The organism is Streptomyces sp. NPDC048255, from assembly GCF_040652415.1.
Taxonomy (GTDB): domain Bacteria; phylum Actinomycetota; class Actinomycetes; order Streptomycetales; family Streptomycetaceae; genus Streptomyces.
In genome coordinates, this window is the sequence record NZ_JBEZMA010000026.1 from 1 (window position 1) to 20436 (window position 20436).

The following is a 20436-nucleotide window of genomic DNA, read 5'->3' on the forward strand; positions in this document are numbered from 1 at the left end:
GGCTCGTACTGGACGTACCGGCGCGGTCCGACAACGCGGCGAGGTGCCGTGCCGGGCGGCGCGACCCGGTGAACCTTTCCGGTCACAGCACTAGATTCCGGGGCGGTGCCCACTGCGGTGACTAGGTCCTGTCCGGGTCATTGCGCAGGGCCTGGATGAGCCAGGGATACACCGGGATCAGGTTCGGTACCACCTGCCAGCCGTTGACGATCCACACCAGCCGCCAGTACCGGTCCACCCGGGGATCGTGTGCTTCTTCGAACTGCTGGGCCAGCCAGTCCCGGAATTCCGTGTCCGGGGTGCGCGCGAACACCGCGGCAAAGCGGCGCACGAGGTCGTCGATGACGGGTGCCGCCCTGTCGCCGAGCGGGTCGGTGCCCGACTCCATGGCCTCGGCCACCTTCTGGCGGGTGAACTCCATCAGTTCCTCGCCGGCCTCGCTCTCGATGTCGAGCGTGCGCCCGGCGGCCTGGCGCCTGGCCGTCCGGCGCATCCGGGCCCGGAAGTCCTCGTCGCCGACCAGCTCGGCGAGTTCCACCCACGCGGCGACCTGCTCGCTGGACGGATCAGCCGGGAGGGCGGGAGTGGCAGCGCGGACCATGGCCACCGCGGCCGGGTCGGCGTCCACTGTGCCGAAGGTGCCATCGACGAAATCGTCGATCAACCGTCGGCGTTCCTCGACGGACAACTGGGTGAGCCTGTGCATGAGCTTGGTCTCCTCGGGATCGGACCCGCGTCCGGCCACGGCTCGCAGAACGCTCCGACGCAGTTGCAGCACCCGGATCTGGACGTCCATGGCGTCGGCGTGCGCCGCGGCGACTTCCGCCACCGAGAGCTCGCGGTCCAGCACCCGCTGGATCGTGGCCAGGTCCATGCCCAGTTCGCGCAGGGTGCGCAGGAGTTCCAGACGAAGCAGTGCGTCGAGGTCGTAGAGCCGGTAGCCGGCGGGACTTCGGGTGGTCGGCGCCACCACCCCCGAATCGGAGTAGAACCGGATGGTCCGCACGGGCAAGCCGGTCCGCCGGGAGAGCTCCCCGATCGAATAGAGGGTCGTGACGTCTTCCATGTCCCCCACTCTGCTGTCTCCACTCACTGGAGACTCAAGCCTCAAGGCTCGATCATCCAGCGGGTTCGCTACTCCCCGTCGGCCGCGCGGCGCATCGCCGCAACGTCCAGCTTCTTCATCTTCAGCATGGCGGCGGTGGCCCGGGCGGCCCGCGCCGGGTCCGGGTCGGCGATCAGGTCGATGGCCTCCTCCGGGGTGACCTGCCAGGACACGCCGAACTTGTCCTTGACCCAGCCGCAGGCCGACTCCTGCCCGCCGTCACGGGTCAGCGCCTCGTAGTAGTAGTCCGCCTCGGCGTCGTCGGCACAGCGGATCTGGAAGGAGATCGCCTCGGTGAACGGGAACTGGGGCCCGCCGTTGAGGCCGACGAACTTCTGCCCGTTGATCTCGAACTCGACGACCATGACGTCGCCGTCCGCCCCCGGACCCGCCTCCGTGTAGCGGCCGATCCGGCCGAGCTTGCCGTCCTTGAATACGGACAGGTAGTAGTCGGCGGCGGCCTCCGCGTCCCCGTCGAACCACAGGCACGTGGTGAATCCGTTGCTGCTCATGACTGCCTCCAGGCGCGTGCGTGCCGGACGGTTCCGCGGTGGACGCCGTCCCTCACATACAGACCGGCCCCGGGCCCGGAATTCATCGGTGGGCCCGGGGCCGGTCTGTGTCCAGCCTGGAATTCGCTCGTACGGGTTACTTCGCGGGCGTCCCGGTCACTCCGAGCATCCGGTCGACGACCCGCTTGGTGGCCTCGCCGTCGTCCAGGTCGCAGAACTCGGCGCGGAACGCCGCCCGCGCCTCGGCGTACTGCTCACCGACCGCGTCCGCGTCCCGCACGGCGGCGATCAGGCTCGCCGAGTCCGCGAGCAGCGGGCCGGGCGCCTTCTCCTCCAGGTCGAAGTTGAAGCCGCGCAGCGTGCCGCGGTAGTGCTGGAGGTCGTACGTGAAGAGCAGGATCGGCCGGTCCGTGAGGGCGAAGTCGAAGATCGCGGAGGAGTAGTCCGAGATCAGCACGTCGGCGACGAGCAGCAGGTCCGTGGCGTCGGGCCAGCGCGAGACGTCGACGACGAAGCCGTCACGGGCCCCCTCGCGGACCTGCTCGCCCACGTTGTGGTGGCCGCGGATCAGCAGGACGTGGTCCTCGCCGAGCTCGCGGCGGGCCTGGTCCAGGTCGATCCGCAGGTCGAGCTTGTAGCCGCCGGACCAGCCCTCGCAGTTCTCCCGCCACGTGGGCATGTAGAGGACGACCTTCTTGCCCTCGGGCAGGCCGAGCCGGCGCCGGACCTCCGCGATCCGCTGCGCGTCGGGCCGTACGAGCGCGTCCGTGCGCGGGGCGCCGGACTCGATGACCTCGCCCTGGTAGCCGAGGGCGCGCTTGAGGACGGGCGTGGCGTACGAACTCGGGGAGGCGAGCAGGGTCCACTGGGCGCTGTCGTGTTCGAGCCCCTCCAGCACCTCGGGGCTGGTGTAGTAGTCGTGGACGAAGTCGTGGCCGATCTGCTTGATCGGCGTCCCGTGCCAGGTCTGGACGACGGTCTGGCCGGGGCGGCGGAGGAAGTTCCGCGGCACGTTGGAGTTCACCACGTAGTAGCGGGCACGGGCCAGGACGTCCCAGGACTCCACGCTGTCGTACTGCACGGCGCGGGCGGTCTCCGGCACCTCGGCGCGGCCGTCGCGGACCAGCCAGATGTGCTCCAGCTTCTCCCCGCGGCGCAGCAGCTCCTCGTGGATGGCGCGCGGCGAGTCCCCGGCGCCGTTCCCCTGGAAGGTGTCGTAGACGACGATGTCCTTGACCGGCAGGGCGCGCTGCGCCGGGTAGGTCTCGAAACGGGCCACGCGCTGGGCGAAGTTGGAACGGTCGTGCGGGCTGAGCAGCGGGTCGGAGACCAGGACCGTGCGGTCGTAGAAGCGCGCCTCGACGCGCATCCGGCGGCCGTGCGTGGTGAAGGGGTGCGGGCCGGCGAAGAGCAGGCCCGGGCCCATCTGCACGGGCGCGCCGCGGTCCACGCCGAGCAGGCCGGCGGTGGTGCCGCCCTGGGCGGCGGGGCGCAGCGTGGGCCACCAGCGGCCCTCGGGGAGCGTGGTGCGGCCGGCGTAGGCCTCGGGGAGCGAGGGCTCGAAGGTGGCCGTGAAGCCGTCCCCGTCACGGGTGACCGGGTAGCTGAACTCGACTCCGTGCGCGTTGTGCAGGACGAGTTCGTACGGCTCGTCGGTGGGCGCGACGAAGCGGCCGCGCAGGGTCACGCTGCCGCCCTCGGTCTCGACGGCGTCGACCAGCGGCGGCGAGGGCTGCACGGAGAGGGTCAGGTGTCCGGTGTTGCCGCGCTTGGCGAAGAGGGTGCGGCCGGCATCGGCCCCGGGCAGGGGCACGACGAGGCCGGTGAAACCGCCGCGCTCGTCGTAGACCAGCCGGTGCTCGGTGCCGTCGGCGCCGAGCACCGACAGGCTCCAGGGCTCGGGGGTCCACTCGCCGGGCTCGCTCTCGGCGTCCGGTACGGCGGCCAGCTCGGCCAGTGGCACGCGGGCGGTGAACGGGGTCCGGCCGCCGGTGCCGGCCGGGGCGGTCTCGACCGGGACGGTGAGGACGGTGCCGGTGGAGACGTGGACGGCCTGCAGGGTGGCCTCGGTGCCGATCTCGGCGGCGAGTTCACCCCTCACCTCGACGGCGTCGTCGCCGGCCTTGCGGACGTCCAGGGCCCGGGCGCGGACGAGCTCCACCTGGATGGTGAGGGCGCCGGACACGGTCGGGAGGATGCGGACGTCGGGGGCCACCCAGTGCGGGGGCGGGTTCTGGCCGGTGTCGTGCTCGCCGCCCTTGAGGCGGGCCCGGTGCAGGCCGCCGGCACCGGTGACGGCGATGGAGGTGGTCCACGTACCCTCGCGCCAGCCGCCGCCCGACTGGAAGATCGAGGGGTCGACGACGGCGGTGAAGCCGGCCCAGTCGGCGTGCTTCAGGGCGAGGTGCGGGGCGTTGACGGTGGCCATCGGGGAGGCGACCGTACGGGCGCTGACGACGGAGCGGCGGCGCTTGCCGCCCTCGCGGAACACCAGCATCTTGCGCGAGCCGAGGCGGCTCTCCGCGCCGAGGTGGCCGGGCACGGCGTAGCCGCGCAGCAGCAGCTTGCCGTCGGCCCAGGCCGCCTGCTCCAGGCGGCTGACGACGCGGCGTTCGCGAGGGCCGAGGGTGAGGATCTTGGCGGGGACCGGCGGGCGGCCGTGCAGGAAGGGGTAGTCCGCCTGCGGGCGGGCGAGTCCCTTGACGGGCACGCTGTAGTGGTAGTCGCGCTGGTGGTCCTGGAGGGCGATGAAGTCCTCGACGCGGCCTTCGCGGGCCAGGTAGGCCTTGAGGCGGTCGGCGACGGTCAGGTCGGACCAGGGGCCGGTGCCGATCTCCCGGACGAGGCCGCCGACCTCCTTGACGAACGCGGCGCGGAAGTCCGGGCCGCCTTCACCGACGTACTTGTAGATGAGCGGGAGCTCCTCGCTCAGCACGTTGTAGTCGTAGTCGCGGAGGTAGCGCTCGTACTTGGCGCCCTGCTTGGCCTTGAGGGACTCGCGGACCAGGCGGACCGACTTCACGCGGTCGATGAGGGAGACCGGGTCGGTGGAGCGCTGGGTGATGGAGCGCTCGCCGGTCTCGCGGACGCGCCAGTGGTAGACGCAGTCGCTGATGATGTCGACGCTGGAGGCGAAGTAGTGCGCCGGGATGCTGACGGGGGCGTCCTCGTAGAGGATGCCCTCGGGGTACTGGAAGCCGTGCGCGTCCCAGAAGGTGCGCCGGTACACCTTGTTCCACGCGGTGCGGTCGGTGACCAGTGCCGGGAACTTGGAGATGTGGGTCTTCAACTGGGTCTTGGCGAATGCCGCCCGGTGGCCCCAGGACTGCTGCATGCCGACGGAGCGGAAGCGCTTCACGTTGCCGCCGGCGAAGTCCGAGCCCGTCTCGTCGAGGGCGTCGATGAGCCGCTGGTAGGCGTAGACCGGCATGGTGTCGTCACTGTCGACGAAGGCCAGGTACTCGCTGTCCTTGTCGGCGTGCCGGGCGCCCACGTTACGGGCGGCGCCGAGGCCTGCGTTCTCCTGCATGACGACCCGGAAGCGCTTGTCCCGCGCGGCGAACGCCTTGGCTATGACGGCGCTGGTGTCCGTGGACCCGTCGTCCACGAGGATGACCTCGAAGTCTTCGAAGGTCTGAGCGGCAATGGATTCCAGGCACTCGTCGAGGTAGAGCTCGACGTTGTAGACGGGGACGACGATGCTCAGGCGCGGGGGCATGGGTGGCGGATTCTCCAGCGTTTTATGCTTTATCGATGATCAGTTGATGACAGCATCCTACTCTGTAACAGATTCATAAAATCCCCCTATCTCGGTCATACCCCAACTGATCGCCGGGGCGGACGGCAAAGATTTCAGCCGCCCGCCACCCGGACGATACGGTCGGACGCGGTCCGGCGAGCGGGGGACCCGGGTCAGACCTCCAGCTCGTTCTCGATCTTCTTCAGCTGGTGGCGTGCCATCGCCAGGTTCGCGCGGCCCTTGTCGAGGGCCAGGTAGAGGAAGAAGCCGCTGGCACCGCGGCCCTTCAGGAGCCGGATCAGGTGGTACTGGTTGCCGAGGGTGATCAGGATGTCCTCGATCTCGTCGTTCAGCCCGAGCATCTCCATGGTGCGGACCTTGGCGCGCACCACGTCGGTGTTGCCCGCGGCCGCGACCGCGAGGTCGAGGTCCTTGCCGCCCCCGACGGTGCCGAGGGCCATGCCGCTGCCGTAGTCGACCAGTGCGGCGCCGAGCGCGCCGTCGATCGTCGTGGTGGCTTCCTTGAGGGCGGTGTCGACGTTGGCCATGGGTGTTACCTCTTTCTCTGTTCTCTGTGGTGGTTGCGGATCCGGTCGGACCGCGGAGTCGGCTTCGGCTTCGGGTCGGATCACGCGGGGGGTGCGGCGGGACCGCGCCGCCCCAGGGTGTGGTCGATGAGTTCGGCTATGCGCAGGCTGGAGCGCCGGGCCTCCAGGTGGAGGCGCCCCACGTTGAGGCGCGGCTCCGCGATCAGGGTGAGGACGGCCGCCTCGCCCGCCGCGTACGTGGCCACGTAGCCGTGCTCGCCGCGCACCAGCAGCTCACGGAAGCCGCCCTGGCCGGTGCTGTCGCTGAGCCGCTGGGCCACCGCGAGCGCGGCCGCGGTCAGCGCCGCGACGGACTCGGACTCGGTGGCGGCGCTGTCCTGGGCGAGCACCAGGCCGTCCGCGCTGGCGGCGAGGGCGCCGGTGAGCTGCGGTACGCGGGCCCGCAGCCTGCGGAGCTCGGCGAGTATCTCGGCTTCCGCTTCGGCGGGCACCGTACTCATGTCGGCCTTTCTCCTCTCGGGCTGCCTCCGCTCGGAGCGGTCGGCGCGCAGGGCCGGTCGCAGCGGGAGCCTCACAGGCTTGCCTCCAGTGCGTCGCGTAACCGGCGGAGCAGCGCCACGTCCGGGGATTGGGCCTGGGTCATCCAGTCGGGCAGGGGATGCGCGGCCGGTACGGGGGCCGGCGCGTGCGGGGTCTCGACCAGTCCGGCCGCCGCGAGGCGCCGTACGTCGAGCAGCGTGTGGAAGGCGGGCCTGCCCAGCAGCCAGGCGAGGTCCGCGGGGGTGCGTACGCCGTCCGCCCGGTCCAGCAGCAGCCGCTGGCGGGCGGTGACGGTCTGGCCGGGTGCGGCGGCCCGCGGCACCACCGGGGCGGTGTCCAGCAGCGGGTACGGCCAGACGGCGTCGAGCAGCTCGCAGCGGCGCCGGGTCTCGCGCTCGACGGCGGCGGCCGGGACCGAGCGGACGGAGCCGATCCAGTGGGTGGCCCCGCGGCGGAACCGGGAGGGCCCGCTGCCCGGGGACAGGGCGAAGAACGCGGCGTCGAAGATCGCGGCGAGATGGCAGATCTCCAGTTCCCCGCCCGCGAGCCCGCCGCTGTCCACGAGGAAGCGGGCGACCTGGCGGCGGGCGCCGGCCCGGTCCACGGCCTCGCGCCAGCGTTCGGGGGCGAGGCCGCCGCCGGTGGTGAGGAGCACGTCGAGGCCGGGGGTGGCCGGGCTCTCGGCGTGCACGATGCGGCCGTCCTCCAGGAAGAGGGTGCCGCGGTCCCGGAGCAGGGCGCCGGTGGCGCGCTCGGCGGCGAGCCGGGTGAGGAGGGGGGAGACCGCGACCGAGGCGGCCGGGGCGGTGGCCGCGGCGGTCATCTGAGCACCAGCCCTTCGGCCAGTGCGCGGAGTCTGTGGCGGGCGAGGGCGAGGTTGCCGTCCGCGCGGTCGAGCCACAGGTGCAGGAAGACGCTGCTGTCGAAGCTGGTCTCGACGAAGCGGAGCACGTGGTAGCCGGTGCGGGTGGTGACGATCAGGTCCTCGACGGGCGGCCCGGAGAGGCCGGGGCCCGCTCCGCCCCGGGGCGCCGGCCCGTCCGCCGCCGGGGCGAAGGACTCGTACTCGGCGGCCGCGCGGGCCAGCTCGGCGGTCTCGGCGGCGGTCGTCTCGTGGTCGCCCACGGGCGAGTCCCCGGCGGTGCCGAGGGCCAGTCCGCTGCTCCAGTCGACCAGCGCGGCCCCCCGCGCACCAGGCAGGGCCATGGCTTCGAGCAGACATTCGTCGATCCCGGGCACTCGGGCTCCCCTCCCGGCCGGACGTGCGGGGTGCACGGTCGTACGGCGCGACAGGAGGGAACTTACTCAACTTCCACACTGCGGAAGGGCGTTCTGGCATTTTCCGCTGGAACATGCGCGGATGGGCGCGACAGCTTGGCCGGAACCCGTCGACTTTTGATCACGTAGGGAGCGGAAGATCGTCCGCGGGTCGCTCGGGGAGGAGGCGCTCGACCATCACCTTGATGAGCCCCTCCACGGAATGGGGCTCCAGCAGGCCGGGCACGGTCAGGTCGTCCACGATGAGGCCGAGCATGGCGAGGTAGAGCAGGACCACGCCCTGCCGGTCCCCCGGCAGGCCCGCCGCCAGGTGCCAGTCGACGTTGGCCGCCAGCTCAGCCGCCTGGAACCCGGCGAGTTCCGCCTGGAGCTCGGGGCGCCGGGTGCCCTCCAGGCGCAGCTCCAGCATCGCGATGTGCACGCTGCGCTCGCGCCTCATCCGCTCCAGGAGTTGCCTGAGCAGCACCTCGGTGTCCAGCGGGCCGGTCAGGTCCGCCGGGTCGGGGGTGAGCCGCTCCCGGGTGCGGTGCAAGATCTGCACGAGCAGCTGGGCCCGGTTGGCGAAGTAGTTCGAGGCGGTGCCGATGGGCACGCCCGCCTCCGTGTCCACGGCCCGCAGCGTCAGGCCCCGCGAGCCCTCGCGCGCCAGGACTTCGATGGCGGCGTCGAGCAGCGCGGCGCGGCGTTGCGGATTCTGGCGCATTGGCGGTTCCTGGGGACGGGGGCGGCACCTGAAGATGATCACTGCAAGTGCAGTACTTCGATCACAGTAGCGGATGCGGAAGGACCTGTCTTTCCGATCAGGCGTCATCCGGACCCCTCCCCACCGCCGCCTCCCGCGTGTCAGGCTGCCCGTCATGGAGCGGATCATCGAGGAGATACGCGAGGACCTGTACCGCCGGCTCGCCCCGGTGGCGGACCGGCTCGCCGACCGGACCCTGGCCGAGGACCCCGCGTACGCCGCCCTGCTCGGCCGGGCTGAGCTGCGCGAGCGGATCCACCACAACCTCCGGCAGGCCGTCGAAGGCCTGGCCCGCAGCCTCCGCGGGCTGCCGGTGGACCTCTCCGACGCCCGCGCCACCGGCACCCTCCGGGCCGAGCAAGGGCTGCCGCTCGCCTCGCTGCTGCGCACCTACCGCCGCGGCGGGCGGCTGCTGTGGCAGACCCTCACCGAGGCCGTCACCGCGTACGACCGCGCGGCGCTGCCCCGGCTGCTGCCGGGCGCGAACGCCCTGTGGGACGTGCTGGACCAGCTGACGGACGCCGTGGCCGAGGCCTACCGGCGTACGGAGTCGCTGCGCGGCGAGCGCGACCGGGAGCGCCGCGCGGCCCTGCTGGACGTCCTGCTCGACGGGGCCGCGGACGGGCCGGCGGCCCCGGAGGCCGCGGCGCAGCTGGGACTGCCGGAGCGGGGGCGCTTCGCGGTGGTCGCCGTCGGCCCCGGCGGCCCGGCCCTGCTGCCCGGTGCCGCGCCCGCGACCCGCAGCGCGTCCGGGGTCGCGGGTGTGGCAGCAGGCGGGGGCGCGGCAGCGTCCGGGGTCGCGTCCGCCGGCCAGGGCTCCGGCTCGGGCCCGCGCGTGCTGTGGCGGATCCGCGCCGACGGGGAGACCGGCCTGGTGGAGCTGGGCCACCATCCGCTGGAGTCCGTACGGGAGCTGCTCGCGCCGTTCGGGGTCCGCGCCGGGGTCAGCCCGGTCGTGGAGGCGCCCGCCGAACTGGCCCGGGCCCGCGGGCTGGCCGCCCTGGCGCTGCGCACCGCACCCGCGTCCATGTCCGTGTCCGGCGGCCCGTACACCGTCCTGCTCGACGAACGGCTGCCCGCGGCGCTCGTCGCGGCCCAGGCCGAACTCGCCGCCCGGCTGCGCCAGGTGGTACTGGGGCCCGTACTGGAGCTGCCCGCGGAGGACCGCCGGGTGCTGCTGACCACCCTCGGGACCTGGCTGGCCTGCCAGGGCTCGACGATCCACGCGGCCCAGCGGCTGTACTGCCACCGCAACACCGTCTCCAACCGGCTGCGCCGCATGGAGCGGCTCACCGGCCGCAGCCTCGCCGACCCGGCCCACGTGGTGGAACTGGCGCTCGCGCACGCGGCGGTCGTCCAGCGGGCCGCCGCCGAGCCGGGCCCGGCGCGCCCGGGGCAGGGCCGGGGGCCCGGCCTCGGCCCGGACGGCCGGGCTATCCCCCTTCCGCGTCCTGGCGACCCGGCCGCGCGGCGGTCTTCGCCGACTCCAGCCGGTACGGCACGTCGATCACCGCGACCCCGGGCGTGAACAGGAGCCGCGCCTTCAGCCGCAGCGCGTTCTGGTTGTGCAGGGGCTGCTCCCACCAGTGGCCCACGACGTACTCGGGGATCACCACCGACAGCATGTCCGTCGAGGAGTCCGCGGCCAGTTCCTGGATATGGGACATGATCGGCCCCACCACCTCGCGGTAGGGCGAGTGCAGGATCTTCAGCGGGAGCCCCGGATCGTGCTCGGCCCAGTCCTGCCTCAGCCGGGCCGCGTCCTCCTCGTCCGCCGCGACGGTGACCGCCGTGAGGGTGTCGGCCCGCAAGCCCTGCGCGTAGCCGAGGGCCTTCAGGGTCGGGGCGTGCACGGAGGCGACCAGGACCAGTACGTGGTGGCGGGCGGGCTTGCGCGGCCGGGCGCCCGGGGGGACGGCGACCTGGCGGGCGACCTGGTCGTAGTGGCGGCGTACGCCCTTCATGCCGAGGAAGAGCAGCGGCATGGCGATGACGACCAGCCAAGCGCCGTGCGTGAATTTGGTGACCAGGACGATGACCAGGACCAGCGCGGTCAGGGTGGCGCCGACCGCGTTGATGGCGAGGCGGCGGTGGATGTGCACCCGCTCCGCGCGCGGGGTGGCCGGTGAGGCGAGTTCCCTCCTCCAGTGCCGGACCATGCCCGACTGGGAGAGGGTGAAGGAGACGAAGACCCCGATGATGTAGAGCTGGATGAGGCGGGTCAGCTCGGCGTCGAAGGCGACGATGAGGGCGATCGCGGCGAGCGCGAGGAGCACGACGCCGTTGGAGTAGACGAGCCGGTCGCCCCGGTTGAAGAGCTGGCGGGGCGCGTAGCGGTCCTTCGCCAGGATGGAGGCGAGCATCGGGAAGCCGTTGAAGGCGGTGTTCGCGGCGAGGATCAGCACGCCGGCGGTGACGGCCTGGAGCAGGTAGAAGAGGAAGTGCCAGCTCCCGAAGGTGGCGCGGCCGATCTGGGCCAGGGCGGTGGACATCGGGGTGCCGGGCGGCAGGCCCAGTTCGGTGGGGTCCTCCGCGACGTGCACCTGGTAGGTCATGGCGAGGGCGGTGATGCCCACGAACATGGTCACCGAGAGCACGCCCATCGCGGCGAGCGTGTTCGCCGCGTTCCTTGCCTTGGGCTTCTGGAAGGCGGGCACGCCGTTGCTGATCGCCTCGACACCGGTGAGCGCGGTACAGCCGGAGGCGAAGGCGCGCATCGCGAGGAGTACGAGGGCGAGGCCCGCGTAGGTGCCCTCCGCGGTGATGGGCAGGTGCGCCGATTCGGCGCGGATGGTGTCGCCGGTCGCCAGCCGTACGGCGGCGCAGGCGAACATGATGTAGACGACGAGGACGAAACCGTAGGTGGGGATCGCGAAGACGCGGCCCGACTCGCGGACGCCGCGCAGGTTCATCAGGGTCAGCAGGACGACGAAGGCGACGGACAGGGCCACTTCGTGGTCGCTGAGCGCGGGGACGGCCGAGGTGATGGCGGAGACGCCGGAGACGATGGATACCGCGACGGTCATCACGTAGTCGACGAGGAGGGCGCTGGCGGCGGTGAGCGCGGCGGTGGGCCCGAGGTTCTCGGAGCTGACGACGTACGCGCCGCCCCCGCCCGGGTAGGCGTGGCAGGTCTGCCGGTAGGAGGCGATGACCACCACCAGCAGGAAGACGATGGCGGCGGCCGCGTACCAGGCGAGGTGGAGCAGCGCGACGCCGCCGAGGGCGAGGATCAGCAGGATCTCCTCGGTGGCGTAGGCCACGGAGGAGAGCGGGTCGCTGCAGAAGATCGGCAGGGCGAGCCGTTTGGGCAGCAGGGTCTCGCCCAGGCGCGCGGTGTCGAGGGGCTCACCGACCAGCACGCGTTTCGCATTGATACGCCTCATTTCGGCATGATCGTGCATGATCCTGCCCGATTCGCGGTCTTCACCCCCTGCTGCGCCTGTGTCACCCCGGCGAGCTCTTCCGCCCGGTGCGCCAGCCACAGGTCGTGGCGGGTGCTCGGGCACTGGAGCAGGGATCGTTCCAGCACGGCCTCGATGCGCGTGAGCCGCTTGCGCGCGCCGGGCACCGAGATGCCCAGCGCGGCTGCCGTCGGGACGAGTTGGGCGTCGTGGTCCAGCCAGGTGCGGATGGTCGCGCGGGCACCCGGCGGGGCCCCGGTCCCGGCGAGCGGCCCCAGATGGGTGCGGGCCCAGGCGGTCAGCCCCGGATCGCGCAGCACGTCGTCGAGGGCAGGCTTCGGGTCCGGCGGAGGCGCAGGGGCTCCGGCCCGGGCGCGTACGGTGTCCCCTCCCCCGCCCGGCCGCGCGGCGCCGGGCGTCAGCCGCAGCGCCAGCGAGAGCGCCGCCTGGTCGGCGAGGCGCGTCAGGTCCAGCCCGAGCACGGCCTCGATCAGGCGCAGGCGTCCGGCCAGCGTATTGCGGTGGATCTTCAGCAGCCGGGTCGCGTGCGAGGTGAAGTTCAGCCAGGCGTGGGCGGTGGCGCGCAGCTCCTGCGCTCCCGGGTCCTGGAGGCGGCGGGGCTCGTACGCGTGCAGGGGCGCGAGCAGGGCTTGCGCCCAGCCCGCCCCCGCGCCGTGGGCGGCGAGCGCCAGTTCGGGTCCCGGCCCGAACCGGGCGTGCCGTTCGTCCCGGCCCCGGGCGACGGCCAGGGCGTGGAAGGCCTGGCCGTAGGCGGCCGGCGCCTCGCGCAGGAACAGTTCCCCGCTGACGCCGACCGCGCAGTCCGGGGCCGCGCCCACCAGGGCCGCCGCGAGCGGGTCGTGGTCGGCGGCGACCGCGGCCAGGCCGGCCGGGACGAACACGATGAGGTGGCGTACGTAGACCGGGCAGCGCACGATCCAGGCCTGGCCGCCCGTCAGCTCCTCGCACAGCCGGGTCACCTCGGCGCGGCTCCCGGTCCGGCATTCGACGACGTACATCCGCATCGGCTCGGGCAGCGAGGGGCCGAGCGCCCCGGCGATCTGGTGGGCGGTGGAGAGCCGGCCGTTCATCAGCAGGTGCAGCACCGCCTCGCGGGCCCGCGACTCGGCGAGCGCCGCCCGCTCCTCGCGCCGCACGGCCTCCTCGGCGCGCAGGACGAGGGCCAGCGGTACGGCGGCGTCCGCGAGCAGCGCCGGCGCGCCCTGGTGGTGCGGGCGCTCCAGTACGGCGGCCAGCGCGCGCCCGCCCTCCAGCGCGAACAGCAGCGCCACGGAGCCGCCGCCGTGCAGGACGGCCGAGCGCACGCCCCGGGCGCTCATCTCGGCGGCGCCCCGGACGGCGAGTTCGGGTCCCAGGGCCTCCACCGTGTCCACCACCCCGGTCCAGCCGCCCAGCCGTGCGGCGAGCCATTCCAGCAGTGCGGCCGAACCGCCGGTGTGGGCGAGCCGGTGGAGCCGGAGGACGTCGTCGGACCGCGACCAGTCCGAGTACGGCGGCGGGGGCCGAGGCGGCGGGGGCGTGGGCGGAGGCGGCGGGGACGGGGACGGGGGCGGCACGGCGCGGTGCTGAATGGGACGCTCCCTCCGGTCCGGGACAGGGCCGCCGCATTCAACCATCCGCCGCACACTGTGCGCAGTGATACCGGTCTCGCCCGGCCACTGGGCACACCGAATCCTGCGAACGGGCCGGTGGGCGCCTAGGTTGGGCCACAGGCACCGGACCCCGGTGTTCACGGGGGAAGCACCGGGGTCCGGCAGCCGTGCCCGCCCCGCGCCCCGTGCGCCGCGGGGGCCGGCCCCTACATCTTGGCGGCCGCGCTGCGGATGGCCTCCCGGATGCGGAAGTAGGTCCCGCACCGGCAGATGTTGGCGATCGCGTCGATGTCCTCGTCGGTGGGCCGGCTGGTGCGCTTCAGCAGGGCGACCGCCGCCATGATCTGGCCGGGCTGGCAGAAGCCGCACTGGGCGACGTCCTGTTCGAGCCAGGCCTCCTGCACGGGGTGCAGCTCGTCCCCGTCGGCCAGGCCCTCGATGGTGGTCACCGCCTTCCCCGCGCAGGCGGAGACGGGCACCACGCACGGCCGGACGTCCTCACCGTCGAGGTGGCTGGTGCAGGCCTTGCAGACGTCCACGCCGCAGCCGTACTTGGGACCGGTGACGCCCAGCATGTCGCGGAGCACCCACAGGAGGGGCAGATCGTCGGGCGCGTCCACGGTGACGCTCTGCCCGTTGACGGTGAAGGTGTGCGAGGGCACGGCGTACTCCTGGCTCGGTGCTATCGGGGGTAGGGGGTGAAGTCGACGTCGAAGTCGAGGGGGAAGCTGCGCGGCTTGGAACCGGTGGCCCGGGCCCAGGCGTTGGCGATCGCCCCCACCGCCGCCGGGACCCCGAGCTCGCCCGCTCCGCCCGGCTCCTCGCCGGTGGCGGGCAGCACGAAGACCCGTACGTCACGCGGGGTGTCCCGCTGCTGCGCCCAGTGGAACTGGCTGTAACTGCCCTCCAGGGGAAGCCCCTTGTCCAGGTGGAGTCCGGCGCGCAAGGTGGTGGAGATGGCGTCGGTGAGGCCGCCGATCATCTGGGCCTCCAGCCCGCGCGGGTTGACGGGCAGGCCCACGTCCACGGCGATGACCGCCTTGGTGACACGGACGTGCTGCGGGTCGCGGGTGTCGATCTCGACCAGGCAGGCGGTGCGGGACTTGTACTCCTCGTGGAAGGCGATGCCCTGGGCGCAGCCCGGCTCCATCGGCCGCCCCCACTGCCCTTCCGTGGCCGCCTTGTCGAGCACGGCCCGCTGGGCGGCGGTCTTCAGGAAGGTCCGCCGGAACCGGTAGGGGTCCCGGCCGGTCCGCGCGGCCAGTTCGTCGACCACGATCTCCTCGGCGCCGCGGGTGTTGGCGGAGTACACCGAGCGCCAGGAGCCGGTGGGGATGCCGGTCGGCACCTCGGTCAGCGCTTGTGTGGTGAGCCCGAAGTGGTAGGGGGACTTCACCGTGGTGTGGAAGAGGGTCTGCGCGAGGGTGGCGTTGCCGATGCCGAGCGGGAGGTGCGCGGCGGTGGCCGTGATGATCTCGCCGAGCCCGTGCCGGAAGTCGGTCTCGGCGGCGGCGACGCGGTGTTCGAAGCTGAGCACCTCCCCCAGCAGGTGGGTGGCCCGGATCTTGTGGTGGGTGGCGGGGCGCATCCGGCCGTGCCGGGTGTCGTCCACGCGGGTCCACATCAGCCGGACCGGGCGGCGGCAGGCCTTGGAGATCCGGGCGGCCTCCAGGGCCGCGTCGAAGAAGAGCCGCCGGCCGAAGGAGCCGCCGGCCTGGACCACGTGCACCGTCACCTTGTCGAGGGGCAGGCCGAGGTCGGCAGCGATGGTCTGGCGGGCCACGATCGGGGACTTGAGCCCGGACCAGATCTCGGCGCGGTCCTCCCGTACGTCGGCGACGGCGGAGTTGGTCTCCATCGGGGCGTGGCTGACGAAGGCGAAGTCGAACTCGGCGTCCACGTACGGGGTCAGCAGGGGCGGCACCAGCAGCGGCGGGGTCGCGGCGCGCAGCGTGGAGCGGATCTGCGCGTCCGACAGGTGGTCGGCGGGGCCGGGTCCCCAGGTGACCTGGAGGGCGGCCTTGGCGTCCAGCGCCTGCCCGAAGGTCTCGGCGACGACGGCGACCCCGGTCGGGACGGTGACCACGTGCAGGACGCCAGGCATCGCCTTGACGGCGGCGAGATTGGCGACGGCGCGGACGCTGCCGCCGAGGGTGGGCGGGCGGCGCACCACGCAGGGCTTGGCGCCGGGCACCTGGAGGTCGAGCGTGTACCGCTGGGAACCGGTGACCATGGCGCGCGCGTCGATACGGCTGGTCGGCTTCCCCACCAGGGTGTGCTTCGCCGTCTTCTTGGGGGTGGCGCCGAGGACGACCAGGCCGGGGTCGGCGGCGGCCGCGGCGAGGCTTCCGTAGTCGGCGGTGCGGCCGTCGGGGGCGCGCACGGCGCCGTCCGCGGTGGTCAGCCCGGCCGCGGAGAGGTTCCAGCGGCGGGCGGCGGCCGCGACGAGGCGGGCCCGGGCGGTGGCGGCGCACTGCCGGACCGGCCCGTAGAGGGAGCGGATCGAGTTGGAGGAGCCGGTGAGCTGGTTGAAGAGCAACTCGGGTCGGGCGTCGTCCAGTTCGACGCGCACGTCGGCCAGCGGCGCGTCGAGTTCCTCCGCGACCAGCATGGCGACGGCGGTGTTGAGTCCCTGGCCGACCTCCTCGCGCGGCAACCGGAAGCGGATGGTGCCGTCCGCCTCGACGGCGAGCGCCAGCAGGGCGGAGGTGGGCGCGCCGGCCAGGATGAACAGGTCGCCGAGGTCGATGAGGTCGGCGACGGCGGGCAGGCTCGGCACCACGGCGTGGGCGGGCTGCGGGAGCAGGGCGTCGGCGCCGGCCCGGGTGACGAGGGCGAGGGTCGGCGCCGCGACGAGGTAGGTGAGGAAGGAGCGGCGGCTCTGCCCGGTCATGTGTCGTGTCCCCACCCTGCGCGGGTCCGCCCGTGCGAACCACCCCCGGTTCAATACCGACACGTAGAGTAGCTACCGGCGGGTACGGTGGGAAGCCCGGGGCCGGTGAGGTCTGCGCCGCCGGTACGGGGAGGCCGCCGCGGCCCGCCGTGCGGGAGCGCGGCGTCCTCCGTTCGGGCGGCGGGGCCCCGGAATGTTGATCCGCACCCCGGGCCAATTGCGTCGGCCCGCTCGCTTCGTACGCCTCGGCCGTACGAACGAGAAGCCTCCTCGGCAGGGCCTATTTCCGGCCGCCGTGCCCGGCCGCCTCCGACTCGACCTCCCCTCGTCACGGGCGGATGATGGAGTGAGCAGAGGGAGGTGGTCCATCATGGCCACGTTCATGGATGTCCACACCGGAATGAAGGGCATCACGAGCGAGCAGCTGGCGGAGGCCCACCGGGCCGACCTGGCGATCGAGGGCGAAGAGGGCGTCCACTTCGAGAAGGCCTGGGCCGACCCCGAGTCGGGCACGGTCTACTGCCTCTCCGAAGGCCCCTCCGCGGAGGCGGTCCAGCGCATCCACGAGCGCACGGGCCACCCGGCGGACGAGATCCACCCGGTTCCGCTGACCGTGTCCTGAGCCCGCGCCCCGGTCCCACGTCCTGACCTCACGCCAGGAACGCGGCTGACTGGATTCGTTCGCACGGGAAGGAGGAACCCGGAGGCCTGCGGCATATGCCAGGAGCAAGGCCGTTGCGGATGTTGCCAAACGTCTTACACGTCGTCGCTGCCTGTGCAACAGTCATTACCGGTCCTTCCTTCAGACTTGGCCGTGCCGCGCCTGTATCGGAGTTCTCATGCCGTCCCACCTGTTCGCGGACCGTCCCGCGCAGCCGCCCGAGCCAGGGTCGGTGGACGCGCTGATCTCGCAGACCCGGCGGCTGCGGGGCGAAGTGGATGCCGTCCGCCGCGACACCGTCGTGGACGACGACGACGCCCAGGGCCGCTGGCAGCGCGCGCTGTGTGATCTGGCCGTCCATCACCTCGACGACCTCGGCCAGCACCTCGGCCAGCTCAAGGAGGGCCTGCCACCCGTCCCCGAGCGGATCGAGGCCCCGCAGGCCGGGCCGGAGCTCGGTCCGGAGGACCGCCAGACCCGCGTCGGCAGCGCCGAGTGGAACCTGCTGACCGACGAGGTCACCTGGTCCGACGAACTCTTCCAGATCTTCGGCCGCTCCCCCGAGGCGGGTGCGCTGCCCCTCGACGAGCTGGGCTCCACCCTCTTCTCGGAGGACCAGCCCCTGCTCACCGCATGGGTCACCGCCTGCCTGGTGGACGGGCGGCCGATAGACGGGGAGTTCCGCATCGTCCGGGCCGACGGCCGGGTCCGGACGCTGCACATGAGGGGCGAGCCGGTCATCGACTCCGACGGCTGTACGGCATCCATGTGGGCCGTACTGCGGGACGTGAGCGAGCTGCGGCGGAGCCAGCGGGCGGTGCGCGAGTCCCGTGACTCGCTGCAGCGCCGGCGGGAGATCGCGCAGACCGAGCACCGGCTGGCGGTCGAACTGCAGGAAGCCGTGCTCCCCCCGTGGCGCGGCTCCCTGCGGTTCCCGCACGGCAGCGCGGGCAGTCTGGACGTGGCCGCGCACTACCTTCCCTCCGCGACCAGCGCGCTGATCGGCGGCGACTGGTACGACGCACTCGAACTCCCCGACGGGCGCTCGATGCTGACGGTCGGTGATCTGACCGGGCACGGGGTGACCGCCACCTCCGGCATGGCGATGATGCTGGGCGCCCTGCGCGGGATGGCCATGGCGGGGATCGAACCGGGCCCGCTGATGGGCTGGCTCAACCAGCTCCTGGAGACCTCCGTACAGCCCGCGCTCGGCTCTGCCGTGTGCTGCTGCTACGACCCCGCGCGCCGCGTGCTGACCTGGGCCCAGGCCGGGCACCCCGCCCCGCTGCTGTTCCGGCGCGGCTCGGGCCGCTCCCTGGTTCCGCCCGAGGGCGTGCTGCTGGGCGCGACCTCCGGCGCGTCCTACGGGCAGGCCGAGGAACCGCTCGAGGTGGGCGACGTACTCGTCCTGAGCACGGACGGACTGACCCCGCGCAGCATCGAGTTCAGCCGCACGGACGGCACCGAGCGGCTGCTGGCGCTGGCGCCGCGGTTCTCGGCGGCGCGGTCGGCGCAGGACTGCGTGCGGATGGTCATCGAGGAGTTCGGCGAGAGCGAGCGCGAGGACGACGCCTGCGTGCTCGTCGCCCGGGTGGGCGGGTAGCGGGTAGCGGGCGAGCCGCCCGCAGGAGCTTCGGGGCCGCGCCGGGAGGCGCGGCCTTCTTCGTCTCCGTGCAGGGGCGCCGTACGGGTCCGCCGTACGGTGCCGGTCGGGGGCTATACCTCGCTGCCGCGCGGGCTGCGCGGCGCCGGGCTGTCCGGGAGGGCCAGCTCGATCTCCTCGCGCAGGTCCTCGATGCGCCCGTACCCGGCGTACTGGCCGGTGAGCCGGTACATCTCGCGCAGCCGGTCCCATGTCCGGTGCGAGGAGGTCTCGTTCATCGAGACCAGCGCGAGGCGGGCGTACCGGTCGGCCTGCTCCGGGTCGTCGGCGATGAAGCAGGCAGAGGCCATCGAGATGTAGTCGAAGATCTGCGAACGCTGGTAGCCGTCACCGCGCAGCCGCAGCGCTTCCCTCGCGTGCCGCGCGGCGACGGGCGCCGCCGTGGCGTCGTGGTCGGCGAGCGTCCGGTACGCCAGAGCCTGCATGCCGTGCAGGTCCGCCTCGTCGAAGTGCTGCATCCAGCTCGGCGGCGGTACGTCGCCCTTGTCGGAGACGAACAGCTCCTCCGCCTCGCCCAGGGTGCGGCGCATGGCCTGGCCCTTGCCCATCGCCGCCTGCGCCCAGGCCTCGATGGTGTGCAGCATGGCGCGGGTGCGCGGCAAGGTCTGCTCGCCCGAGCCGGACTTGGCCAGCTTCATCAGGTCCAGGGCCTCGTGCGGTTTGCCGAGGTGGACCATCTGCCGGGCGGCCCGGGACAGCGCCTCGCCCGCGCGGGGCCGGTCGCCGCCCTCGCGGGCCGCGTGCGCGGCGATCACGAAGTACTTCTGCGCCGTCGGTTCGAGGCCCACGTCGTGGGACATCCAGCCCGCCAGAACCGCCAGGTTGGCCGCCACCCCCCACAGCCGCCGCTGGAGGTGGTCGGGGTGGTGGTAGGCGAGCATGCCGCCCACCTCGTTGAGCTGGCCGACGACGGCCTTGCGCTGGAGTCCGCCGCCTCTGGAGGCGTCCCAGGCGCGGAAGACCTCCACGGAGCGCTCCAGGGCTGCGATCTCCTGGGATCCGATCGGGGCCGCCTCGTAGCGGTCGTAGCCCGCGGGGTCGGCCTGGAAGGAATCTCCGGGGCCCTGCGCTTCCCTGGCGCGGGAGGGGTCGGTGTGCAGCCAGTCGTACATGGCGTTGCTGAGGGCGGAGCCGGCGGTGAGCACGGCGCCCGCGCCCATCAGACCGCGACGGTTGAGCATGAGGTCCATTCCCGTGAATTCGGTGAGGACCGCGGCCGTGCGTTCGGGCGCCCAGGGCACTCCGTCGGGGTTCTCCTTCACCCCGTCCGGCTGCCGTTTGCTGGTGCGCCGCTGCCGTACGAACCCGAGGTCCTCGATGGTCACGACACGACCGAGCCGCTCGGTGAACAGTGCTGCCAGTACCGTGGGCACCGGTTCGCGCGGGGTCTCCCCCATGTCGATCCAGCGCCGCACCCGCGAGGTGTCGGTGGCCAGTTGGTGGTGACCCATGGCCGCCGCCTGCCGGTTGACCATCCTCGCCAGTTCGCCCTTCGACCAGCCGGCCAGGCCGAACAGGTCGTTCAAGCGGGTGTTTGGACCTTTGCTCACGTCAAGCCCCCAGGTTCTCGGCTGACTTGACAGTAGCCCCCCGTCAGATGCCGAGCGACTATTCGCCAGGCTTCGCCAGGGCACGCTCGATGGTCCGCCACCCACGGCCGGGTGTCAGGTAGGAATGCGCCTCCCCGACCCGGTCACCGGCGGAACTCCCCAGGGTGAAGTACGGGATCCGGCGGGGC

At 72.8% G+C, this 20436-nt stretch carries 16 protein-coding genes; 3 read left to right on the forward strand and 13 right to left on the reverse strand.

The features are described 5' to 3' along the window. Positions 1 to 121 precede the first annotated feature (121 nt). From AB0D94_RS20955 to AB0D94_RS20990, 8 genes are all read right to left on the reverse strand, one after another. Positions 122 to 1066, reverse strand: a complete 945-nt coding sequence (locus AB0D94_RS20955; protein ID WP_362053922.1) for a MerR family transcriptional regulator — start codon at positions 1064 to 1066, stop codon at positions 122 to 124. A 68-nt stretch (positions 1067 to 1134) separates the two neighbouring features. After that, complete coding sequence (locus tag AB0D94_RS20960; RefSeq protein ID WP_362053925.1) at positions 1135 to 1617, reverse strand: VOC family protein; 483 nt, start codon at positions 1615 to 1617, stop codon at positions 1135 to 1137. Positions 1618 to 1753: 136 nt separating this feature from the next. Further along, the gene (locus tag AB0D94_RS20965) at positions 1754 to 5335 is read right to left on the reverse strand and encodes a bifunctional glycosyltransferase family 2 protein/CDP-glycerol:glycerophosphate glycerophosphotransferase (protein WP_362053928.1); all 3582 of its coding nucleotides are present in this window, start codon (positions 5333 to 5335) and stop codon (positions 1754 to 1756) included. A gap of 194 nt (positions 5336 to 5529) precedes the next feature. Beyond that, positions 5530 to 5904 (reverse strand): hypothetical protein, encoded by a 375-nt coding sequence (locus AB0D94_RS20970; RefSeq protein WP_362053931.1) that lies wholly within the window; start codon positions 5902 to 5904, stop codon positions 5530 to 5532. An 80-nt stretch (positions 5905 to 5984) separates the two neighbouring features. Continuing rightward, a complete protein-coding gene (locus tag AB0D94_RS20975) occupies positions 5985 to 6404 on the reverse strand; it encodes a roadblock/LC7 domain-containing protein (RefSeq protein WP_362053934.1) in 420 nt (139 codons plus the stop codon). 71 nt (positions 6405 to 6475) lie between these two features. Next, positions 6476 to 7267, reverse strand: a complete 792-nt coding sequence (locus AB0D94_RS20980) for a transcriptional regulator (RefSeq protein WP_362053937.1) — start codon at positions 7265 to 7267, stop codon at positions 6476 to 6478. After that, the gene (locus AB0D94_RS20985; RefSeq protein ID WP_362053940.1) at positions 7264 to 7683 is read right to left on the reverse strand and encodes a hypothetical protein; all 420 of its coding nucleotides are present in this window, start codon (positions 7681 to 7683) and stop codon (positions 7264 to 7266) included. Before AB0D94_RS20985 ends, AB0D94_RS20980 begins: the two co-directional genes overlap by 4 nt. Positions 7684 to 7843: 160 nt before the next feature. Then, positions 7844 to 8425, reverse strand: a complete 582-nt coding sequence (locus AB0D94_RS20990; protein ID WP_362053943.1) for a TetR family transcriptional regulator — start codon at positions 8423 to 8425, stop codon at positions 7844 to 7846. Positions 8426 to 8579: 154 nt separating this feature from the next. On the opposite strand from AB0D94_RS20990, the gene AB0D94_RS20995 reads away from it, so the two are divergent. Next, positions 8580 to 9992 carry a helix-turn-helix domain-containing protein gene (locus AB0D94_RS20995; RefSeq protein WP_362053946.1) on the forward strand — a complete coding sequence of 471 codons (1413 nt, stop codon included), beginning with the start codon at positions 8580 to 8582 and terminating at the stop codon, positions 9990 to 9992. Here the strand turns inward: AB0D94_RS20995 and AB0D94_RS21000 are convergent. The 4 genes from AB0D94_RS21000 to AB0D94_RS21015 form a co-directional block, all read right to left on the reverse strand. Next, positions 9898 to 11850 carry an APC family permease gene (locus AB0D94_RS21000; protein ID WP_362053949.1) on the reverse strand — a complete coding sequence of 651 codons (1953 nt, stop codon included), beginning with the start codon at positions 11848 to 11850 and terminating at the stop codon, positions 9898 to 9900. The two genes, AB0D94_RS20995 and AB0D94_RS21000, sit on opposite strands and share 95 nt — an antisense overlap. Then, complete coding sequence (locus AB0D94_RS21005; RefSeq protein WP_362053952.1) at positions 11847 to 13445, reverse strand: helix-turn-helix domain-containing protein; 1599 nt, start codon at positions 13443 to 13445, stop codon at positions 11847 to 11849. Before AB0D94_RS21005 ends, AB0D94_RS21000 begins: the two co-directional genes overlap by 4 nt. Before the next feature lie 242 nt (positions 13446 to 13687). Further along, the gene (locus AB0D94_RS21010) at positions 13688 to 14143 is read right to left on the reverse strand and encodes a (2Fe-2S)-binding protein (protein WP_362053955.1); all 456 of its coding nucleotides are present in this window, start codon (positions 14141 to 14143) and stop codon (positions 13688 to 13690) included. Between the two features lie 20 nt (positions 14144 to 14163). Next, positions 14164 to 16374 (reverse strand): molybdopterin cofactor-binding domain-containing protein, encoded by a 2211-nt coding sequence (locus AB0D94_RS21015; protein WP_362053958.1) that lies wholly within the window; start codon positions 16372 to 16374, stop codon positions 14164 to 14166. 370 nt (positions 16375 to 16744) lie between these two features. Here AB0D94_RS21015 and AB0D94_RS21020 point away from each other — a divergent pair, with 370 nt between their 5' ends. Together AB0D94_RS21020 and AB0D94_RS21025 are read left to right on the forward strand one after the other, a co-directional pair. Further along, positions 16745 to 16996, forward strand: a complete 252-nt coding sequence (locus AB0D94_RS21020) for an SCO4226 family nickel-binding protein (RefSeq protein WP_362053961.1) — start codon at positions 16745 to 16747, stop codon at positions 16994 to 16996. A gap of 217 nt (positions 16997 to 17213) precedes the next feature. Continuing rightward, positions 17214 to 18638: a SpoIIE family protein phosphatase gene (locus AB0D94_RS21025; RefSeq protein WP_362053964.1), complete on the forward strand. Its 1425-nt coding sequence runs from the start codon at positions 17214 to 17216 to the stop codon at positions 18636 to 18638. A 113-nt stretch (positions 18639 to 18751) separates the two neighbouring features. On the opposite strand, the gene AB0D94_RS21030 is transcribed toward AB0D94_RS21025, so the two are convergent. Beyond that, positions 18752 to 20248 (reverse strand): hypothetical protein, encoded by a 1497-nt coding sequence (locus AB0D94_RS21030; RefSeq protein WP_362053967.1) that lies wholly within the window; start codon positions 20246 to 20248, stop codon positions 18752 to 18754. Positions 20249 to 20436 lie beyond the last annotated feature (188 nt).

What these genes read in the sequence shown, in the direction of transcription:
- AB0D94_RS21000 (WP_362053949.1), bottom strand. Translation starts at nt 11,850, where the DNA reads ATGAGGCGTATCAATGCGAAACGCGTGCTGGTCGGTGAGCCCCTCGAC.
- AB0D94_RS20960 (WP_362053925.1), bottom strand. Translation starts at nt 1,617, where the DNA reads ATGAGCAGCAACGGATTCACCACGTGCCTGTGGTTCGACGGGGACGCG.
- AB0D94_RS20965 (WP_362053928.1), bottom strand. Translation starts at nt 5,335, where the DNA reads ATGCCCCCGCGCCTGAGCATCGTCGTCCCCGTCTACAACGTCGAGCTC.
- AB0D94_RS21025 (WP_362053964.1), top strand. Translation starts at nt 17,214, where the DNA reads ATGCCGTCCCACCTGTTCGCGGACCGTCCCGCGCAGCCGCCCGAGCCA.
- AB0D94_RS21015 (WP_362053958.1), bottom strand. Translation starts at nt 16,374, where the DNA reads ATGACCGGGCAGAGCCGCCGCTCCTTCCTCACCTACCTCGTCGCGGCG.
- AB0D94_RS20955 (WP_362053922.1), bottom strand. Translation starts at nt 1,066, where the DNA reads ATGGAAGACGTCACGACCCTCTATTCGATCGGGGAGCTCTCCCGGCGG.
- AB0D94_RS21020 (WP_362053961.1), top strand. Translation starts at nt 16,745, where the DNA reads ATGGCCACGTTCATGGATGTCCACACCGGAATGAAGGGCATCACGAGC.
- AB0D94_RS20980 (WP_362053937.1), bottom strand. Translation starts at nt 7,267, where the DNA reads ATGACCGCCGCGGCCACCGCCCCGGCCGCCTCGGTCGCGGTCTCCCCC.
- AB0D94_RS20990 (WP_362053943.1), bottom strand. Translation starts at nt 8,425, where the DNA reads ATGCGCCAGAATCCGCAACGCCGCGCCGCGCTGCTCGACGCCGCCATC.
- AB0D94_RS20970 (WP_362053931.1), bottom strand. Translation starts at nt 5,904, where the DNA reads ATGGCCAACGTCGACACCGCCCTCAAGGAAGCCACCACGACGATCGAC.
- AB0D94_RS20975 (WP_362053934.1), bottom strand. Translation starts at nt 6,404, where the DNA reads ATGAGTACGGTGCCCGCCGAAGCGGAAGCCGAGATACTCGCCGAGCTC.
- AB0D94_RS20995 (WP_362053946.1), top strand. Translation starts at nt 8,580, where the DNA reads ATGGAGCGGATCATCGAGGAGATACGCGAGGACCTGTACCGCCGGCTC.